The sequence below is a fragment of the Nonomuraea roseoviolacea subsp. carminata genome (assembly GCF_024172185.1).
In the GTDB taxonomy this organism is placed as follows: Bacteria; Actinomycetota; Actinomycetes; order Streptosporangiales; family Streptosporangiaceae; genus Nonomuraea; species Nonomuraea roseoviolacea.
The window spans coordinates 547,275-564,541 of record NZ_JAMZEC010000001.1 but is presented as its reverse complement, the minus strand read 5'-3'; the positions used below and the strand labels follow the sequence as shown (position 1 = coordinate 564,541).

General features: G+C 75.2%; 17 protein-coding genes. 12 read left to right on the top strand and 5 right to left on the bottom strand.

Annotation, left to right across the window (positions count from 1 at the left end; translation table 11 throughout):
* Positions 1 to 9: 9 nt before the first annotated feature.
* The gene (locus tag HD595_RS02545) at positions 10 to 606 is read left to right on the top strand and encodes a molybdopterin-dependent oxidoreductase (protein ID WP_253765365.1); all 597 of its coding nucleotides are present in this window, start codon (positions 10 to 12) and stop codon (positions 604 to 606) included.
* Positions 607 to 708: 102 nt separating this feature from the next.
* Entirely contained in the window at positions 709 to 1,443 is a 735-nt protein-coding gene (locus HD595_RS02540; protein WP_253765364.1) for a LytR/AlgR family response regulator transcription factor, read from the top strand.
* A 639-nt stretch (positions 1,444 to 2,082) separates the two neighbouring features.
* Here HD595_RS02540 and HD595_RS02535 read toward each other — a convergent pair.
* Positions 2,083 to 2,925 carry a deoxyribonuclease IV gene (locus HD595_RS02535; RefSeq protein ID WP_253765363.1) on the bottom strand — a complete coding sequence of 281 codons (843 nt, stop codon included), beginning with the start codon at positions 2,923 to 2,925 and terminating at the stop codon, positions 2,083 to 2,085.
* A 146-nt stretch (positions 2,926 to 3,071) separates the two neighbouring features.
* On the opposite strand from HD595_RS02535, the gene uraD reads away from it, so the two are divergent.
* From uraD to alc, 9 genes are all read left to right on the top strand, one after another.
* Positions 3,072 to 3,581 (top strand): 2-oxo-4-hydroxy-4-carboxy-5-ureidoimidazoline decarboxylase, encoded by a 510-nt coding sequence (uraD, locus tag HD595_RS02530; RefSeq protein WP_253765362.1) that lies wholly within the window; start codon positions 3,072 to 3,074, stop codon positions 3,579 to 3,581.
* Between the two features lie 25 nt (positions 3,582 to 3,606).
* Positions 3,607 to 3,906 (top strand): hydroxyisourate hydrolase, encoded by a 300-nt coding sequence (gene uraH / locus HD595_RS02525; protein WP_253765361.1) that lies wholly within the window; start codon positions 3,607 to 3,609, stop codon positions 3,904 to 3,906.
* Positions 3,907 to 4,773, top strand: a complete 867-nt coding sequence (pucL, locus tag HD595_RS02520) for a factor-independent urate hydroxylase (protein ID WP_253765360.1) — start codon at positions 3,907 to 3,909, stop codon at positions 4,771 to 4,773.
* Positions 4,774 to 4,775: 2 nt separating this feature from the next.
* Positions 4,776 to 5,669 carry an FAD binding domain-containing protein gene (locus HD595_RS02515; RefSeq protein WP_253765359.1) on the top strand — a complete coding sequence of 298 codons (894 nt, stop codon included), beginning with the start codon at positions 4,776 to 4,778 and terminating at the stop codon, positions 5,667 to 5,669.
* Positions 5,669 to 6,160 carry a (2Fe-2S)-binding protein gene (locus HD595_RS02510; protein WP_253765358.1) on the top strand — a complete coding sequence of 164 codons (492 nt, stop codon included), beginning with the start codon at positions 5,669 to 5,671 and terminating at the stop codon, positions 6,158 to 6,160. Before HD595_RS02515 ends, HD595_RS02510 begins: the two co-directional genes overlap by 1 nt.
* Entirely contained in the window at positions 6,157 to 7,533 is a 1,377-nt protein-coding gene (locus HD595_RS02505) for an 8-oxoguanine deaminase (protein WP_253765357.1), read from the top strand. Before HD595_RS02510 ends, HD595_RS02505 begins: the two co-directional genes overlap by 4 nt.
* 130 nt (positions 7,534 to 7,663) lie before the next feature.
* Positions 7,664 to 8,839 carry a glycerate kinase gene (locus tag HD595_RS02500; protein WP_253765356.1) on the top strand — a complete coding sequence of 392 codons (1,176 nt, stop codon included), beginning with the start codon at positions 7,664 to 7,666 and terminating at the stop codon, positions 8,837 to 8,839.
* A gap of 49 nt (positions 8,840 to 8,888) precedes the next feature.
* Positions 8,889 to 10,193, top strand: coding sequence for an allantoinase AllB (allB, locus tag HD595_RS02495; protein WP_253765355.1), 1,305 nt, complete (start codon positions 8,889 to 8,891; stop codon positions 10,191 to 10,193).
* The gene (alc, locus tag HD595_RS02490; RefSeq protein ID WP_253765354.1) at positions 10,194 to 11,159 is read left to right on the top strand and encodes an allantoicase; all 966 of its coding nucleotides are present in this window, start codon (positions 10,194 to 10,196) and stop codon (positions 11,157 to 11,159) included.
* 13 nt (positions 11,160 to 11,172) lie between these two features.
* Here alc and HD595_RS02485 read toward each other — a convergent pair whose 3' ends face one another.
* The 4 genes from HD595_RS02485 to HD595_RS02470 all read right to left on the bottom strand — a co-directional run bounded on the left by HD595_RS02485 (position 11,173) and on the right by HD595_RS02470 (position 15,929).
* On the bottom strand, positions 11,173 to 13,392 hold the full coding sequence (locus HD595_RS02485) for a Stk1 family PASTA domain-containing Ser/Thr kinase (RefSeq protein ID WP_253765353.1): 2,220 nt from the start codon (positions 13,390 to 13,392) through the stop codon (positions 11,173 to 11,175).
* A gap of 269 nt (positions 13,393 to 13,661) precedes the next feature.
* Positions 13,662 to 14,417, bottom strand: a complete 756-nt coding sequence (locus tag HD595_RS02480; RefSeq protein WP_175588799.1) for a thiazole synthase — start codon at positions 14,415 to 14,417, stop codon at positions 13,662 to 13,664.
* Complete coding sequence (gene thiS, locus HD595_RS02475) at positions 14,410 to 14,610, bottom strand: sulfur carrier protein ThiS (RefSeq protein ID WP_253765352.1); 201 nt, start codon at positions 14,608 to 14,610, stop codon at positions 14,410 to 14,412. The genes HD595_RS02480 and thiS overlap by 8 nt, the downstream gene beginning before the upstream one ends.
* Positions 14,607 to 15,929 (bottom strand): FAD-dependent oxidoreductase, encoded by a 1,323-nt coding sequence (locus HD595_RS02470; RefSeq protein WP_253765351.1) that lies wholly within the window; start codon positions 15,927 to 15,929, stop codon positions 14,607 to 14,609. Before HD595_RS02470 ends, thiS begins: the two co-directional genes overlap by 4 nt.
* A gap of 164 nt (positions 15,930 to 16,093) precedes the next feature.
* On the opposite strand from HD595_RS02470, the gene HD595_RS02465 reads away from it, so the two are divergent.
* A complete protein-coding gene (locus tag HD595_RS02465; RefSeq protein ID WP_420540682.1) occupies positions 16,094 to 17,257 on the top strand; it encodes an NAD(P)/FAD-dependent oxidoreductase in 1,164 nt (387 codons plus the stop codon).
* Positions 17,258 to 17,267: the final 10 nt, after the last annotated feature.

Genomic DNA, 17,267 nt, shown 5'->3' with positions numbered 1-17,267 from the left:
GGAGTGCCCGTGGAGCAGTCGCGCCTGCCGCCAGGCCAGTACGTCCCGCGCGGCCGGCCCGTGATCCACTACGGCAGGGTGCCCTCCTTCAAGCCGGACACCTGGGACTTCCGCGTCTTCGGCGCCACCGCCTCCGGCGAGGAGCACTGCGTCACCTGGCCCGAGTTCGAGCGGCTGCCCCGCACGAGCGTGCTCGCCGACTTCCACTGCGTCACCAAGTGGTCGATCATGGGCAACGAGTGGCGCGGCGTGAGCCCGGCCGCCATCCTCGCGGCCGCGCCGCCCGACCCGGGCGTGCGGCACGTGATGATCTGGGCCGAGTACGGCTACGGCGCCAACATCCGGATGTCCGACTTCACCGCCGCCGGCACGCTGTTCGCCATGGAGCTCGACGGCAAGCCGCTCAGCGCCGAACGCGGCTTCCCGGTGCGCCTGGTGGTGCCCCACCTGTACGCGTGGAAGAGCGTGAAATGGGTCCGGGCGGTGGAGTACCTGTTAGAGGACCGGCGCGGCTTCTGGGAGGAGCGCGGCTACCACAACGTGGCCGACCCCTGGCGGGAGCAGCGCTACTCCTATCAGGAGGAGCCGGGCGAAGGGCCCCCTTAACCCTCGGGGATCATGCCGCAATTTAGCGCATTGTGGCCAGATCTTTACTCTGGGTTTGCGTATCGCTTGTGACCTTGGCGTTCTTGCGTCAGCGTAGAGGTCATGCTGCGTCTCCTGGCCGTTGACGACGAACTGCCCGCACTGGAGGAGCTGGCATACCTGCTCCGCCAGGACGTCCGGGTCGAGCAGGTGCTGACCGCGTCCGACGGCGTCGCCGCCCTCCAGGACATGGTCCAGATGATCGGGGCGGGCGAGCGGCTCGACGGGGTGTTCCTCGACATCGAGATGCCCGGCCTGAGCGGGCTCGACCTGGCCCGCCTGGTCGGCGGCTTCCCGAGCCCGCCCAAGCTCGTCTTCGTCACCGCCCACGAGCGGTGCGCGGTGCAGGCGTTCGAGCTGGAGGCCGTCGACTACCTCCTCAAGCCGGTGCGCGCCGAGCGCCTGTCGGAGGCCGTCCGCCGGCTCCAGGCCGCCGCCGTCCCCGTGGTCGACCCCGGTCACGACGACGTGATCCCGGTCGAGCTGGGCGGCATCACCCGGTTCGTGCCCCAGCAGGCGATCTGGTTCGCCGAGGCCAAGGGCGACTACGTGCGGCTGCACACCGTGGACGGCAGCTACCTCGTCCGCATGTCGCTGGCCGCGCTGGAGCGGCGCTGGGCCGAGGCGGGCTTCATCCGGGTCCACCGCAGCACGCTCGTGTCGTCGCGGCACGTGAGCGAGATGCGCTTCGAGGGCGGCCGGGTGACGCTGACCGTCGGCACCGAGACCCTGAAGGTCAGCCGCCGCCACAGCCGCCAGGTGCGGGAGCAGCTCGTCCACCAGCACCGGGGCGGCTAACCGGCCCCGCCGGAAGGGGCCCCGCGCCGGAGGGGGCGTGGGGGTGTGTGCGGCGTGCGCGCGTACCGGGCCGACGGGTGTGAACGGCGCGGGCCCCGCGCCCGCGCGTGCGCCCCCTCGCGCCTGCCCGCGCCCGCTCTCACGCCGTGGTTTTCCCTGGTCAAGGCCCGGTCGTCCGCGAAGGCCCCGCCATGCCCGCGCGCCGCCGCCGTGTGCGTGTGTCGTTCACGCCCCTCACGCCGGAGCGCGAGCCCCTTGGATGACCGTTCGTCGCGCCGGGATGACCGCTCGTCCGACCGCCACGCTCCGTATGGCGATGACTACAGACCGTTCATCGAGGCATGCGGAAAGCGGGTGTCGGCCGGAAGATCGCGACCGTAGTGTTTCGCCATCGGACAACACCCCGGCGCATCGGGGGACGAGCCGGGGGGCTCACCGCACGCCTGATGCGCCGGGATCCACCGGTGACCGACCAGGTCACCACGGCCGCCGGGCCCTTGCCGGGGGGTAGGGCCCGTCCGCCGGCCACGTGTAGGGGCGCCCGCCAGGGGGCCGCGAGCCTCTGGCCGCGATCCGCCAATCGGGGGCGCTGGATCGCGCTAGCGGGCGCCCCACACGAGCCGTCCCACCCCAGGATGATCAGCCGCCGTCGCGCAGGCTCTTCAGCAGCTCGATGTCGGCCCGGTGCTTGTCGGCCTTGCCCGGGGTCTCGATGCAGATCGGCACGCCGGCCGTCGCCGGATGGCGCATCAGCGCGGCGAACGGCGCGCTGCCGATCAGCCCGGCCCCGATGTTCTCGTGGCGGTCCTTCTTGGAGCCGCACGCGTCCTTGGAGTCGTTGGCGTGGATCAGCTTCAGCCGCCCCTCGGCCAGCTTGTGCAACTGGTCGAACGTCTCCCGCAGCCCCTCCTCGGCCGTGAGGTCGTGGCCGGCGGCGAAGGCGTGGCAGGTGTCGAGGCAGATGCCGGCGCGCGGGTGCCAGTCGAGCGCCGCGAGGTACGGCTCGATGTCCTGGACCGTGGCGCACAGCATCGCGCCCTGCCCGGCCATCGGCTCCAGCAGCACGTCGGGCCCGCCGTCGGGGATCTCCTCCAGCAGCGGCAGCAGGTGCTCGTGGAGCTGGCGCATGGCGTCGTCGCGCGGCTGCGACACCGCCGAGCCGGTGTGGACCACGACCCCCTTGGCCCCGATCGCCGCGCCGCGCCGCAGCGTGTGGCGCAGGACCGCGATCGAGTTGGCCAGCGTCTCGGGGTTGGGCGAGCCGAAGTTCACGAGGTACGGCACGTGGACGAAGGTGTCGACGCCCGACTCGGCCAGCTTGGCGTCCTGGTCGGGCCGGCCCTCGGCCAGCGCCCAGCCACGGGGGTTGGTGACGAACACCTGGATCATCTCGGCGCCGATGTCGGCCATGTAGGCGAGGCCGCCCTTGGCCAGGCCGCCGGTGACGGAGACGTGCCCGCCGATGAGAGAGCGTGAGGTCATGGTGCCACCAGTTTAGGCGGGACGGCCGACCGTTCCCGCCGCGCACACGCCTTGGAGCATGCCACGAAAAGACCTGGCCAACGGGTCGCGCGGTTCGGAGTTCTCGGGGATGGACCGGGAATGACGGGCATGTGTGTACTGCAGGCATGCCCGAGACGCTCACCGCGCTGACCCGGTTCGACGCGGCGCCGGACGCCGAGGCGCGGCGGCTGCTGCTGTCCTGCTGCGCGTCCCGCGCCTTCGCCGCGGCTGTCGCCGCGGGCCGCCCGTACCGGGACCCGGAACGGCTCCTGGACGCGGCCGAGGCCGCCGTGCGCGCGCTGGACTGGCCGGACGTGCTGGAGGCGCTGGCGGCCCACCCGCGCATCGGCGAGCGCCCGGCCGGCGCGGGCCGGGAGGCCGCCTGGTCGCGCCAGGAGCAGGCCGGGGTCGAGGAGGGGACGCGGCGGGAGCTCGCCGAGGGCAACCGCGCCTACGAGGACCGCTTCGGCCACGTCTACCTGGTCTGCGCCGCCGGCCTGACCGGCGCCGAGCTGCTGGCCAGGCTGCGCGGCCGGCTGGGCAACGAGCCGGAGGCCGAGCGGGCCGTCGTCCGCGGCGAGCTCGCCGCGATCACCCGCCTGCGGATCCGCAAACTGCTCGGGGAGACCCCATGAACCCCCTCCTGGAGGAGACGGCCCGATGAGCTTCTCCACGCACGTGCTCGACGCGGTCACCGGCCGGCCCGCCGCCGGGCTGCTCGTCCGCCTGGAGCACGACGGCCAGGTGCTGGGCGAGGGCCGCACCGACCAGGACGGCCGCCTCAAGGGCTGGACCCCCAGGGCCGGCGTCAACCGCGTCGTCTTCGACACCGGCGGCTACCTGGACGACACCTTCTACCCGGAGGTCGTCGTCGCCTTCAGCGTCACCGACCCCTCGGCGCACCACCACGTGCCGCTGCTGCTCAGCCCGTACGCGTACTCCACCTACCGAGGGAGCTAGATGGCGATCATCCTGGGGCCCAACCGCTACGGCAAGGCGGAGACCAGGCTCGTCCGCGTCACCAGGGACGGCGAGACCCACCACCTCAAGGACCTCAACGTCAGCACCTCCCTGTCCGGCGACATGGAGGCCGTCCACCTGACCGGCGACAACACCGCGGTGCTGCCCACCGACACGCAGAAGAACACCGTGTACGCCTTCGCCAGGAAGCACGGGGTGGACCAGATCGAGGACTTCGCGCTGCTGCTGGCCCGGCACTTCACCAGCTCCCAGCCGGCCGTCCACCACGCCCGGGTGGAGATCGAGGAGTACGCCTGGGACCGGGTCCCCGTCACCGGCCACTCCTTCGCGCGCCGGGGCGGCGAGGTGCGCACCTGCGTCGTCCACCACGACCGCGACGGCCGCGTCAGCGTCGTGTCGGGGCTGAAGGACCTCGTGCTGCTCAACACGACCGGCTCGGAGTTCCACGGCTACGCGGTCGACGAGTACACGACGCTGCCGCCCGCCACCGACCGCGTGCTGGCCACCGCCGTCCACGCCCGGTGGCGGCACGCCGGCGACACCCCCGCGTACGGCGACTCGTACACCCGGGTGCGCGAGCACCTGGTGGAGGCGTTCGCCGGCACGCACAGCCGCTCGCTCCAGCAGACCCTGTACGCGATGGGGGAGCGGGCCCTGGCGCGGTGCCCCGAGATCTGCGAGGTCCGGCTGGCGCTGCCGAACCGGCACCACTTCGCCGTGGACCTGTCGCCGTTCGGCCTCGACAACGACAACGTGGTCTTCAACGCCGCCGACCGCCCCTACGGCCTCATCGAGGGCGCCGTGCTGCGGGACGACGCGCCCGACCCCGGATTCGCCTGGGAGTAGCGATGGACTTCTTGCGCCCCACGACATGGCGGGAGGCGCTGGCCGCCAAGGCCGAGCGGCCCGGCGCCCTGCCCCTGCAGGGCGGCACCGACGTGATGGTCGAGATCAACTTCGACGTGCGCAGGCCCGAGGCGCTGCTGGACCTCACCGGGGTGGCAGAGCTGCGGGAGTGGTCCGTGGCCGGCGGCGTGTGCCGGCTCGGCGCGGGCGTCACGTACGCGACCGTGATCGACGAGCTGGGCGGCGCGCTGCCGGGGCTCGCGCAGGCGGCGCGGACCGTCGGCTCGCCGCAGATCCGCAACCGCGGCACGGTCGGCGGCAACCTGGGCGCGGCCTCGCCCGCGGGCGACAGCCACCCGCCGTTGCTGGCCGCCGGCGCCGCCGTCGAGGTCGAGTCGCGCGAGCGGGGGATCAGGACGATCCCGGCGGACGCCTTCTACCTGGGCGTCAAGCGGTCCGCGCTGGAGCCGGACGAGCTGATCCGGGCCGTGCGCGTCCCGGTGGCCGCCGGCCCGCAGTACTTCTCCAAGGTCGGCACCCGCAACGCCATGGTCATCGCGGTCTGCTCGTTCGCGCTGGCGCTGCACCCGCAGGAGCGGCGGGTGGGCACCGGCATCGGCTCGGCCGCGCCCACGCCGTTGCGGGCGCCGGAGGCCGAGGACTTCCTGAGCGGCGAGCTCGACTGGGACGCCGGCGGCCCCTCGCCGTCCGGCCGTCCGGCGAAGGGCCTCGACGCCGGGCTCCTGCGGCGCTTCGGCGAGCTGTGCGCGGCCGCCGCCGCGCCGATCGACGACGTGCGCGGCACCGCCGCCTACCGCAGGCACGCCGTCGCCGTGATGGCCCGCCGCACGCTGACCTGGGCCTGGGACGACCACCGGGGAAGGAGGGCCGCCTGATGCGCGTCACGTTCACCGTCAACGGCCGCGAGGAGAGCGCCGACGACGTCTGGGAGGGCGAGAGCCTGCTGTATGTGCTGCGCGAGCGGCTGGGCCTGCCCGGCTCCAAGAACGCCTGCGAGCAGGGCGAGTGCGGCTCCTGCACGGTCTACCTCGACGGCACGCCGGTCTGCGCCTGCCTGGTCGCCGCCGGCCAGGCCCAGGGCCGCCGGGTGCGCACCGTCGAGGGCCTGGCCGAGGGCGGGCGGCTGGACCCCGTCCAGGAGGCGTTCATGGAGTGCGGGGCCGTCCAGTGCGGCTTCTGCACGCCCGGGCTGCTCGTGCAGGCGCACGACCTGCTGAGCCGCGTCGCGCGGCCCTCCGACGCGGAGATCCGCGAGGCCCTGGCCGGCAACCTGTGCCGCTGCACCGGCTACGAGAAGATCCTCGACGCCGTGCGCCTCGCGGCGGAACGCAAGGCGGACCCGGCGCGGGGAGAGGCGGGCGCGTGAGCGGGCTGCTCATCGAGAACGCCTGTGTCGCCCCCGTCGCCGGGCCCGAGCTGCGCTCCGGGTACGTCCTGGTGGACGGCGACCGGATCGCCGCTGTCGGCCCCATGAGCGAGGTCCCCGAGGCGCCCGGCGCGACCCGGATCGACGGCTCGGGCTGCCTGGCCACGCCCGGGCTCGTCAACACCCACCACCACCTGTACCAGTGGGCCTCGCAGGGGCTGGCCCAGGACGCGACGCTGTTCGAGTGGCTGGTGGCGCTCTACCCCGTGTGGGCGGCCATGGACGCCGAGGTCGTCCACGGCGCCGCCACGGCCGGGCTCGGGCACCTGGCCCTGTCGGGCTGCACGACCTCCAGCGACCACCACTACCTCTTCCCCCGGGGCCGCGGCGACCTGCTGGCCGCCGAGGTCGAGGCCGCCCGCGCGGTCGGGCTGCGCTTCCACCCGGCACGCGGCTCCATGGACCGCGGCCGGTCACGGGGCGGGCTGCCGCCCGACGAGGTGGTCGAGCCGCTGGACGCCATCCTCGACGCCACCGCCGCGGCCGTGGACGCCTACCACGACCCGTCGTTCTCCTCGAAGCTGCGCGTCGCGGTCGCGCCGTGCTCGCCGTTCTCCGTCAGCTCCGACCTCATGACCGCCGCGGCGGAGCTGGCCAGGTCCAAGGGCGTGCGCCTGCACACCCACCTGGCCGAGACGCTGGACGAGGAGGAGCTCTGCCTGAAGCAGACGGGCGTGCGGCCGGTCGAGTACATGGAGGAGCTGGGCTGGCTCGGCGACGACGTGTGGGTGGCGCACGCCGTGCACCTGAGCGACGCCGACATCGGCCGGCTCGCGGAGACCGGCACCGGCACCGCGCACTGCCCGTCGTCCAACGGGCGGCTCGGCGCGGGCGTCGCCCGGGTGTCGGAGATGCTGCGGCGCGGCGCCAACGTCGGGCTCGGCGTGGACGGCAGCTCCTCCGCCGAGCTGACCGGGCTGGCCGGGGAGATGCGGCAGGCGCTGCTGTTCCAGCGGGCGATGAACGGGCCCGCGGCGCTCACCGCCCGCCAGGCGCTGGAGCTGGCCACGCTCGGCGGGGCCCGCAACCTCGGCCGGGAACGCGAGCTCGGCACGCTGGAGCCGGGCAAGCTCGCCGACATCGCGCTGTGGCGGGTGGACGGGCCGTTCGCCGCGGCGGTGGACGACCCGGTGTGCGCGCTCGTGCTGGCCTCCGCGCAGCCGCCGCTGGCCCGCCTGCTCGTGGGCGGCGAGACGGTCGTGGCGGACGACGAGCTGAGGACCGTCCCCCAGGACGCGGCCGGGCAGGCGGGGGCGCGGGCGGGGCGGCGGCTGAGGCGGCTGGCGCGCGAGCGCGGGGTCGAGCCGGCCTAGCGCCCCCGAGGGCGCCGATCAGGTCCATCACGGGGAGGTGTGATGATGAGTCCCACGCCGGCACGCCGCACCCGCCCGCGGGACGCGTCGGGATGGCCGGGCAACGTTCGTCGTCGCGTGGGAGTTCGCAGTGGTTGAGCACGTGCTTGTCGCCCCGGACAAGTTCAAGGGGTCGCTGACGGCCGCGGAGGTCGCCGCCAGGGTGGCGGCGGGGCTGGGCGTACCGGCGGTGGAGCTGCCGGTGGCCGACGGCGGCGACGGCACGGTCGACGCGGTCGTGGCCTGCGGCTTCACCCGGGTCACGCTGGAGGTGACCGGGCCCACCGGCCGGCCCGTGCGCGCCTCCTACGCCTGGCACCCCACCGGCACCCCGTCCGGCCCGCCGGACGAGGGCCGCCCGACCGCCGTGGTCGAGCTGTCCGAGGCGTCCGGGCTGCGCCGCCTGCCCGGCGGGTACGAGCCGCTCACCGCCACCAGCCACGGCACCGGCGAGCTGATCGCCGACGCCGTCGCCCGCGGCGCCCGGCGGATCGTGCTCGGCCTGGGCGGCAGCGCGTCCACCGACGGGGGAGCGGGCCTGGCGCGGGCCCTCGGGGCGCGGTTCCTCGACGCGGACGGCAAGGAGCTGGAGCCCGGCGGCGCGGCGCTCACCGCCCTCGACCGCATCGACATCAGCGGCTTCGCCGACATCTCCGGCATCGAGTTCGTGGTGGCCAGCGACGTGGACAACCCGCTGCTCGGCCCGCACGGCGCCGCCGCCGTCTACGGGCCGCAGAAGGGCGCCAACCCGGCCGAGGTCAAGCTGCTGGAGGCCGCCCTGACCAGGCTGGCCGCCGTGGCCACCCGCACCCACGGGCTCGTCGGCGCGGTCGAGCACGACGGCACGCCGCGCCCCATGGGCGTCGCGGGGGCGCCCGGCGCCGGCGCGGCGGGCGGGGCCGGGTTCGCCGCCCTCGCCTTCCTGGGCGCGGAGGTCCGCCCGGGAATTGCGTACCTGCTCGACCTGCTCGGCTTCGGCGAGCTGGTGCGGGGCGCGCGGCTGGTGATCACGGGCGAGGGGTCGCTGGACGAGCAGTCGCTGCGGGGCAAGGCCCCGATCGGGGTCGCCCAGGCGGCGGCCAAGGCGGGCGTCCCGGTGGTCGCCGTGTGCGGGCGGCGGACGCTGTCCGACGACGAGCTCCGGGCGGCGGGCATCGAGGCCGCGTACGCGCTGACCGACCTGGAGCCCGACCCGGAGCGCTGCATGGCCGACGCGGCCGTCCTCCTGGAGCGGCTGGCGGCCCGCCTGGCGGCCGAGCGCCTCTGACCCGACCGGCGTGGACGGGCGCACGCCCGTGGAGAGAAGGGAGCCGGGCATGTTCGACCTGGTCGTGCGTTCGCGGCGGGTGCTCACGCCCGAGGGCGAGCGGCCCGCCGCCGTGGCCGTGCGCGACGGGCGGATCGCGGCCCTGCACCCCTACGAGGCGCTCCTGGAGACGGCCGAGGACGTCGACCTGCGCGCCCTGCTCCTCCTGCCCGGCCTCGTGGACACCCACGTCCACGTGAACGAGCCCGGCCGCGCCCACTGGGAGGGGTTCGCGTCGGCGACCCGGGCGGCGGCGGCCGGAGGCGTCACCACGATCGTGGACATGCCGCTCAACTCCGTCCCGCCCACCGTCACCTGCGACGCCCTGGACGCCAAGCTGCGCGCCGCCGAGGGCCGCTGCCACGTGGACACCGCGTTCTGGGGCGGCGCCGTGCCCGGCAACGCGGAGCACCTGCGGCCGCTGCACGAACGCGGCGTGCGCGGCTTCAAGTGCTTCCTGTCGCCCTCCGGGGTGGAGGAGTTCCCGCCGCTGCGGCCGGACGAGGCGCGCCGGGCGATGGCGGAGATCGCCGGGTTCGGCGGCCTCCTGGTGGTGCACGCCGAGGACCCGGCGCTGCTGGCCGAGCCGGCCGGGCCCACGTACCGGGAGTTCCTGGAGTCGCGGCCCGGCGCGGCCGAGCGCAGCGCCGTCGAGCTGGTGATCCGGCTGGCCGAGGAGACCGGCGCCAGGGTCCACGTCCTGCACGTCTCCAGCGCCGCCTGCCTCGGCCCGCTGGAGGAGGCCCGCGCCCGGGGCGTGCCGGTCACGGCCGAGACGTGCCCCCACTACCTCACGCTGACGGCCGAGGAGGTGCCGGAGGGCGACACGAGCTTCAAGTGCTGCCCGCCGATCCGCGACGAGGCCAACCGCGACCGCCTCTGGGACGGCCTGGCGCGCGGCGTCCTCGACTGCGTCGTCTCCGACCACTCGCCGTCCACCGCCGACCTCAAGGTGCCCGACTTCGCCGCCGCCTGGGGCGGCGTCGCCTCGCTCCAGCTCGGGCTGTCCGCCGTGTGGACGGAGGCGTCACGCAGGGGGTACGGCCCGGCGGACGTGGCCCGCTGGATGTCCACCCGCCCCGCCGCGATCGCCGGCATCCCGCGCAAGGGCGCCGTCGAGCCCGGGTACGACGCCGACCTGGTGGCCTTCGACCCGGACGCGACCGCCCTCGTGGACGCCCGCGCCCTGCACCACCGCAACCCCGTCACCCCGTACCACGGCCGCACCCTGAGGGGCGCGGTGCTCACCACCTGGCTGCGCGGCCGGCCCGTCGACGGCGAGCCGCGCGGGACCTTCCTGCTGGGAGAGAAGTAGATGGCGCCCGAACAGCCGTCCGAAGGCTTCACCACGCTGCCCGACCTGGCGCTGCGCACCCTGGGCGGCTCGGTCGTCGCCGCCAGCGACGAGTCGTTCGCCGAGAAGGAGGCCCTCATCAGGCCCGGCCGGCCCGCGTTCCGGCCCGAGACGTTCGGCGGCAAGGGCCAGGTGTACGACGGCTGGGAGACGCGGCGGCGGCGCGGGCCGGGGCACGACTGGGCGATCGTCCGGCTCGGCCTGCCCGGCGCCGTGCGTGGAGTGGTGATCGACACGGCCTGGTTCACCGGCAACCACCCCACCCACGCCTCGGTCGAGGCGGCGGCCGTCGACGGCCACCCGTCGCCCGCCGAGCTGCTCGACGCCCGCTGGACCGAGATCGTGCCCAGGACCCCGCTGCGCGGCGACGCCGAGCACCCCGTGGAGGTCGCCGGCGACGCCCGCTACACGCACGTGCGGCTGAACATGTTCCCCGACGGCGGCATCGCCCGGCTGCGGGTCCACGGCGAGGCACGCCCCGACCTGTCGGTGTACGACGGCCTGAGCCTCGACCTGGCCGCCCTGCACAACGGCGGCCTGGTCACCGCCTGCTCCAACGCCTTCTACTCCTCGCCCAACAACGTCATCGCCCCCGGCCTGGCCCGCCACCAGGCGGAGGGCTGGGAGACCGCCCGCCGCCGCGAGGAGGGCAACGAGTGGCTGGTCATCCGGCTGGCCGGGCGGGGCGTCATCCGGCTCGCCGAGATCGACACCACGAACCTGATCTTCAACGCCCCCGCCGCCGTGACCCTCACGGGCCTCGACGGCGACCGCGAGGTCGAGCTGCTGCCCCGGACGCGGCTGCAGCCGGACACCCCGCACCGCTTCCGCCTCGCCCAGGCCGGCCCGGTCACGCACGTGCGGGTCGACATCCACCCCGACGGCGGCCTGGCCCGCGTGCGGCTGCACGGCCACCTCACCGGCTGACCCCGCGCGGGGGTCAGTGCCAGAGGATGACCTCCGAGCCCGGCGGGCGCTCGCTGTTGGGCAGGGGCCGCTGGAAGCGGACGACCCCGCTGCCCTTGCCCAGCTTGAGGACCCGCACCTTCCAGCCGAGCTGCTGGAGCTCCTGGCGGGCGTCGTTCACGTTCTTGCCCATGACCGCGGGCACGAGCTGGTGCTCCTCGCCGTCGCGGGCCTCGTTGTCGCCCTTCCACCAGTCCCAGAAGTCGCTCTGGCAGCGCGCCACCGTGATCATCGCCACGGCGCCCCGGTCGACCTCGGCGTTGGCCTTGGGCGACTGGGCGATGACCGTGCACGGCTCGGCGTCGTCGTCCACCTCGTTGACCTGCACCTGGAAGCCCTGCTCCTGCAGGAAGGCGGCGGCCTGGTCCTTCGGCATCTTCGCGACGTCGGGCATGGTGAGCCCGGCGCTGACGTAGATGGAGACCTTGGCGCCCTCCTTGAGCTTCTCGCCCACGAGCGGCGAGGTGCGGATCACCGTGTTGCGGGGCACGTCGGGGTTGGCCAGCCGCCGGACGGTGCCGACGGCCAGGCCCGCCTTGGCGATGGCGGCGCGGGCGTCGTCGGCCGACATGCCCGCCACCTTGGGCACCACCACGAGCTTGGGGCCGAGCGAGGGCACGAGCGTCACGGTCGTGCCCGCCTCCACCTCCTGCCCGCCCACCGGGTCGAGGCTGAGCACCAGGCCCTCGTCGGTCTTGTCGTCGTGGCGGCCCTGCGCCACCCTCACCTTCAGGCCGCCGGAGGCGAGCTTCGCCTCGACCAGGGACACCGGCCTGCCGACCAGGTCGGCGGGCACCGTCACGTACTGGGGACGGGAGACGTACCAGCCGGTCAGGCCGATCGCGGCCACCATCACGACGGCGAGCGCCACGATGATCCAGCTCGGCCGGAACCCGCGCCGCCGCCCGGCCGGACGATCCGCCGGCGTCTCGGCGCGCGGCTGGATCATCGTCGGGTTGGGGACGGCCGCGCCGCCGGGCGGGACCTGCGGCATGGCCACCGTCATCCCCGGCGCGCCGGCCACGCCGGGCTGCGTGCCGTAGCCGCCGGGCTGGGAGCCCGGCTGCGCGCCGTAACCGCCGGGCTGGGAGGCCGGCTGCGGGCCGTAGCCGCCGCGAGCCGGCCCGGTGGGCTGCGCCCCAGAGTGCGGGCCCGTACGGGGACCCGGCAGGTGCCCCGCGGCGGGCGAGGCGTGCGCGCCGGAGGGAAGCTGCGCCGTGGGCGCCGGGAGCGGGCCCGACGGCGCGTGGGGACCGGAGGGGGCGGGCGGGACGGACGAGGCGTGCGGGCCGGTGCCCGGCAGCGAGTAGCGGGCACCCGTGTGCGGGGCGCCGGGCGCGGTGAGCCGGGGGAGCTGGCGGTGCACCTCGACCGCCTCGACCAGCATCGCGGTCGCGTCGGCGGGCCGCGCGTCCGGCTCGCGCGCCGTGGCGTGCGCCACCAGCGCGTCGACCACCGGCGGCACCTCGGGGTTCAGCGACGACGGCGCCGGCACGGTGTCGTGGACGTGGCGGTAGGCCACGGACATCGGCGTCTCGCCCTCGTACGGCGGCTGGCCCGTCAGCAGCTCGAACAGCATGATCCCGGCCGCGTAGACGTCGGTGCGCACGTCGGCCCGGCCGGTGGTCACCTGCTCGGGCGACATGTAGCCGATCGTGCCGATCATCATGCCGGTGCGGGTCTGGTTGGTCGCCTCGATCGCCCGCGCCAGGCCGAAGTCCACGACCTTGACCCGGCCGTCGGCCGTCATCAGCACGTTCTCCGGCTTGACGTCGCGGTGGACCATGCCCGCCTGGTGGGCCGCGCCCAGCGCCGCGAGCACCGGGATGAGGATCTCCAGCGCCTCGCGGGCCGGGAGCCTGCCGCGCTCGTTGAGGATGTCGCGCAGCGTCCTGCCGGGGACGTACTCCATGGACAGGTAGACGACGTCGCCGTCGGTGCCCTGGTCGAAGACGTGGACCACGTTGGGGTGGGAGAGGCTGGCCACGGACTTGGCCTCGCCGATGAAGCGCCGCACGAACGCCGGGTCCTCGGCGAGCGAGCGGTGCATGACCTTCAGCGCGACCGTGCGGTCGAGCCGGACGTCCAGCGCGAGGTAGACGGTCGCCATGCCGCCCCGCGCGATCCGGGACTCGATGCGGTAGCGCCCGTCCAGGGTCCGCCCGACCAGGGGGTCCGCAGTCGTCGTGTCCACGTCGCCGAGTTTACGGGCGTTTCGCGGCCCGCAGGGCGCGACCATCCGAAACGATGCCGACCCGTGGCCCCCGCCGGACCCCGTCCCGCCTCCCGGATCGCGCCGGGACCAGGGCGTCGTCAGCTCTCCCTGCGCCCCACGGGCCACGCCCGGGCGGCCCGGGCTCACCGGCCCGGAGCCGCCCGCCCGGGACCCCGCCGCACCGGCCTTGGGGGCTTGACGGGCGCCGCATTGCGGACATCCGATACGTCCCGTGACGCGGTCCGGCCCTACGGGGTCATCGGGGAGGACGCCTCGGCGTAGCGGCGGCGCGGGATGCGGCCGGCCTGGCGGGCCAGGCGCCCGGCCTGGACGGCGCCCCGCATGGCCGCCGCCATCAGGTCGGGCCGCTGCGCCCGGGTGACGGCCGTCGCCAGCAGCACCGCGTCGCAGCCCAGCTCCATCGCCAGCGCGGCGTCGCTGGCCGTGCCGATGCCCGCGTCGAGGATCACCGGCACGCCGGCCGCCTCCACGATGAGCTCGATGTTGTGCGGGTTGCGGATGCCGAGGCCCGAGCCGATGGGCGCGCCGAGCGGCATGACCGCCGCGCACCCCGCCTGCTCCAGGCGGCGCGCCAGCGCGGGGTCGTCGCCGATGTACGGCAGCACCACGAAGCCGTCGGCCACCAGCCGCTCGGCCGCGTCGAACGTCTCGATCGGGTCGGGCAGCAACGTCCGCTCGTCGGCGATCACTTCGAGCTTGACCCAGTTCGTGCCGAGCGCCTCGCGGGCCAGCCGGGCCGTCAGCACGGCCTCGCCCGCCGTGAAGCAGCCCGCGGTGTTGGGCAGCACCTTGATGCCGCGCCCGCGCAGCACGTCGAGGACGGAGCCGCGCGCCGACGGGTCGAGCCGCCGCATCGCGACCGTGGTCAGCTCGGTGCCGGACGCGGCGAGGGCCTGGTCCAGCACCTCCAGCGAGGGCGCCCCGCCGGTCCCCATGATGAGCCGGGACGAGAACTTCTCCCCGGCGATGATCAGATCATCCACCTTGCACCGCCGTCAGCACCTCGACCCGGTCGCTGTCGCCGAGCGCCGTGGTGTCCCACGAGCCGCGCGTCACGACCTCGTCGTTCACGGCCACCGCCACGCCGGTGGTGGCGCTGGTCAGGATCCGCACGGCCTGCGCCACGGTGGTGCCGTCGGGCACCTCGCGCGGGCTGCCGTTGATCGTCACTCTCATCCCATCTCCTTGGAGCCGGAGGTCTCGTCGTACGGGGGAGCGGCCGGGCCGCGGGAGGCACAGGGGCCGCCGCTCCCGGAGGCCGGGTGGTGGCGGGCCGGCGCGCACAGGGCGGCCAGCTCGGGCTCCTCGCCCTGGAGGAGGGCCGCGGTGAGCGGCGCCAGCAGCACCCCGCCGCGGTGGTGCCCGGTCGCCAGCGTGAGGCCGGGCGTGCCGCTCGGGCCGATGAGCGGAAGGTTGTCGGGCGTGCCGGGGCGCAGGCCGGCGACCACCTCGGCCACCTCCAGCTCCGTCACCCCGGGCACCAGCTCCCGGGCGTCGCGCAGCAACTCGTACACGCCGCCGGCCGTCACCCGCGTGTCGAAGCCCATCTCCTCCTGCGTGGCGCCCACCACGAGCTCGCCGTCGCCGCGCGGCACCAGGTAGACGGGGGTGCCGTGGACGACGCCGCGTACGCACCTGCTCAGCAGCGGCTCGGCGGAGCGCAGCCGCATGATCTGCCCCTTGACCGGCCGGACGGGCACGCCGGCCAGCTCCGCGCTCCACACCCCGGCCGCCAGGACGACGCCGTCGGCCTGGATCTCCGCGGGGACCGCCCCGCCCCCGGCCGCGTCGTCCAGCTCCACGCCCACGACCGCGCCATCTCCCGAGCCCCCAGAGGCCCGCAGGAGCCGCGACACCCGGGCCCGCACCACGGGGACGCCCCGCCGCTCCAGGGCGGTGAGCAGGGCGGAGGTGACGCGGCGCGGGTCCACCCACGCGTCGCCCGGCGCCAGCAGCCCGCCCCGCACCGAGGGGGCCAGCATCGGCTCCAGGCGCCGGCACTCCCGGCCCGTCAGCCGCTCCACCGGCAGCCCCAGCTTGCCCATGAACGCGGCCAGCTCGTCCAGCGCGGCGAGGTCGTCCGTCCCGAACGCCACGTCCAGGGTGCCGTCGGCGCGGAAGTCCAGCCCGTACGAGGGCGCGCCGGGCCCGCCGTGCGAGAGCGCGCCGGGCCCGCCGTGCGAGGGCGCGCCCGAGGCCGCGGGCGAGCGACCGCCCGAGGGCGCGGGTGAGGGCGCGAGCGCGCCGGGCGGCAGGCCCGCGTCGGCGGCCAGCTCGGCGGCGAACGACGGCCAGCGGCGCAGCGACGCCACCCCCAGCCGCAGCAGCGGCTCCTCGGTGTAGGTGACCTCGCTCACGGGCGCCAGCATGCCCGCCGCCGCGTGCGAGGCGCCGGAGGCCGGCGCCGGGTCCACCACGGTGACGGGACGCCCCGCCCGCGACAGCCGCCAGGCGACCGACAGCCCGACGATCCCGCCGCCCACGATCAGCTCCATGCGCGCTCCCTTCGCCGGCATGATCCGGATCAGGTGGATTGCGGTCGAAGGCCCGGTCAAGCCTTCCTCTCAGCCCGGTCACGGCCGGACTCCCGCGCGTCGTACGCCCCCAGCCTACGGCCTCGGTGCCGAACCCCGGCGGCGGCCCCGTTATGGTCATGAACGTGAACCGTGTCGTGGTGGCCGGAGCCGGCCTGGCCGGAGTGCGCAGTGTCGAGGCCCTGCGGGCCCGGGGGTTCGAAGGCGAGATCGTCCTGCTCGGGCAGGAACGGCACCGCCCGTACGACCGCCCGCCCTTGTCGAAGGCGGTGCTGCTGGGCACCAGCGACTCCAGCTTCGTCGACTCCGACCTCGCGACGCTGGAGGTGGACTTCCGCCCCGGCGTCAGCGCCACCGGCCTGCGCGCGGGCGTGGTCGAGACCAGCGAGGGCGACCTGCCGTACGACGGCCTGGTCATCGCGACCGGCGCCGACCCGATCACGCTGCCCGGCGACGGGCAGCAGCACGTGCTGCGCACCCTCGACGACGCGCTCGAACTGCGCGCCAGGCTCGTCCGCGGCGCCCGCGTCGTCGTGATCGGAGCCGGCTGGATCGGCGCCGAGGTGGCCACGGCCGCGCGCCGCGCCGGCTGCGAGGTGACCGTGGTCGAGGCCGGCCCCGCGCCGCTGTCCCAGGCCGTGGGCGCCGAGCTCGGCGCCCGCACCCTGCCCTGGTACGACGGCATCGAGCTGCGGCTCGACACCATGGTCGCCTCGGTGGACGAGGGCGGCGTGCGCCTGGTGGACGGCGAGTTCCTCGAGGCGCACGTGGTCGTCACCGGCGTCGGCGTCCGCCCGGCCGTCGAGTGGCTGGCCGGCGCCGACATCGACCTGCACAACGGCGTCGTCGCCGACGAGCACCTGCGCGCCTCGCTGCCCGGCGTGGTCGCGGTCGGCGACTGCGCCGCCTGGTGGTCGCGCCGCTACGGCACCCGCCTGCGGGTCGAGCACTGGGACACCGCGCTCGGCGCGCCGGAGGTCGCCGCGGCCACGCTGCTCGGCGAGGACGCGGTGTACGACCCGGTCCCGTATTTCTGGTCCGAGCAGTTCGGCCACATGGTCCAGTACGCGGGCCACCACCCGGCCGGCGCCCGCCTCCTCCACCGGGGCGGCCCGGAGGGCAAATGGTCGGCCTGCTGGCTGACCGAGGACGACACCCTCGCCGCGGTCCTCGCCGTGGACCGGCCGCGCGACCTCGTCCAGGGCCGCCGCATCATCGACGCGGGCCCCCGGATGGACCCGGAACGCCTGGTAGATCCCGATGTCCCTCTACGCGATTGTGTTGTTTGAGCAAGCGCGC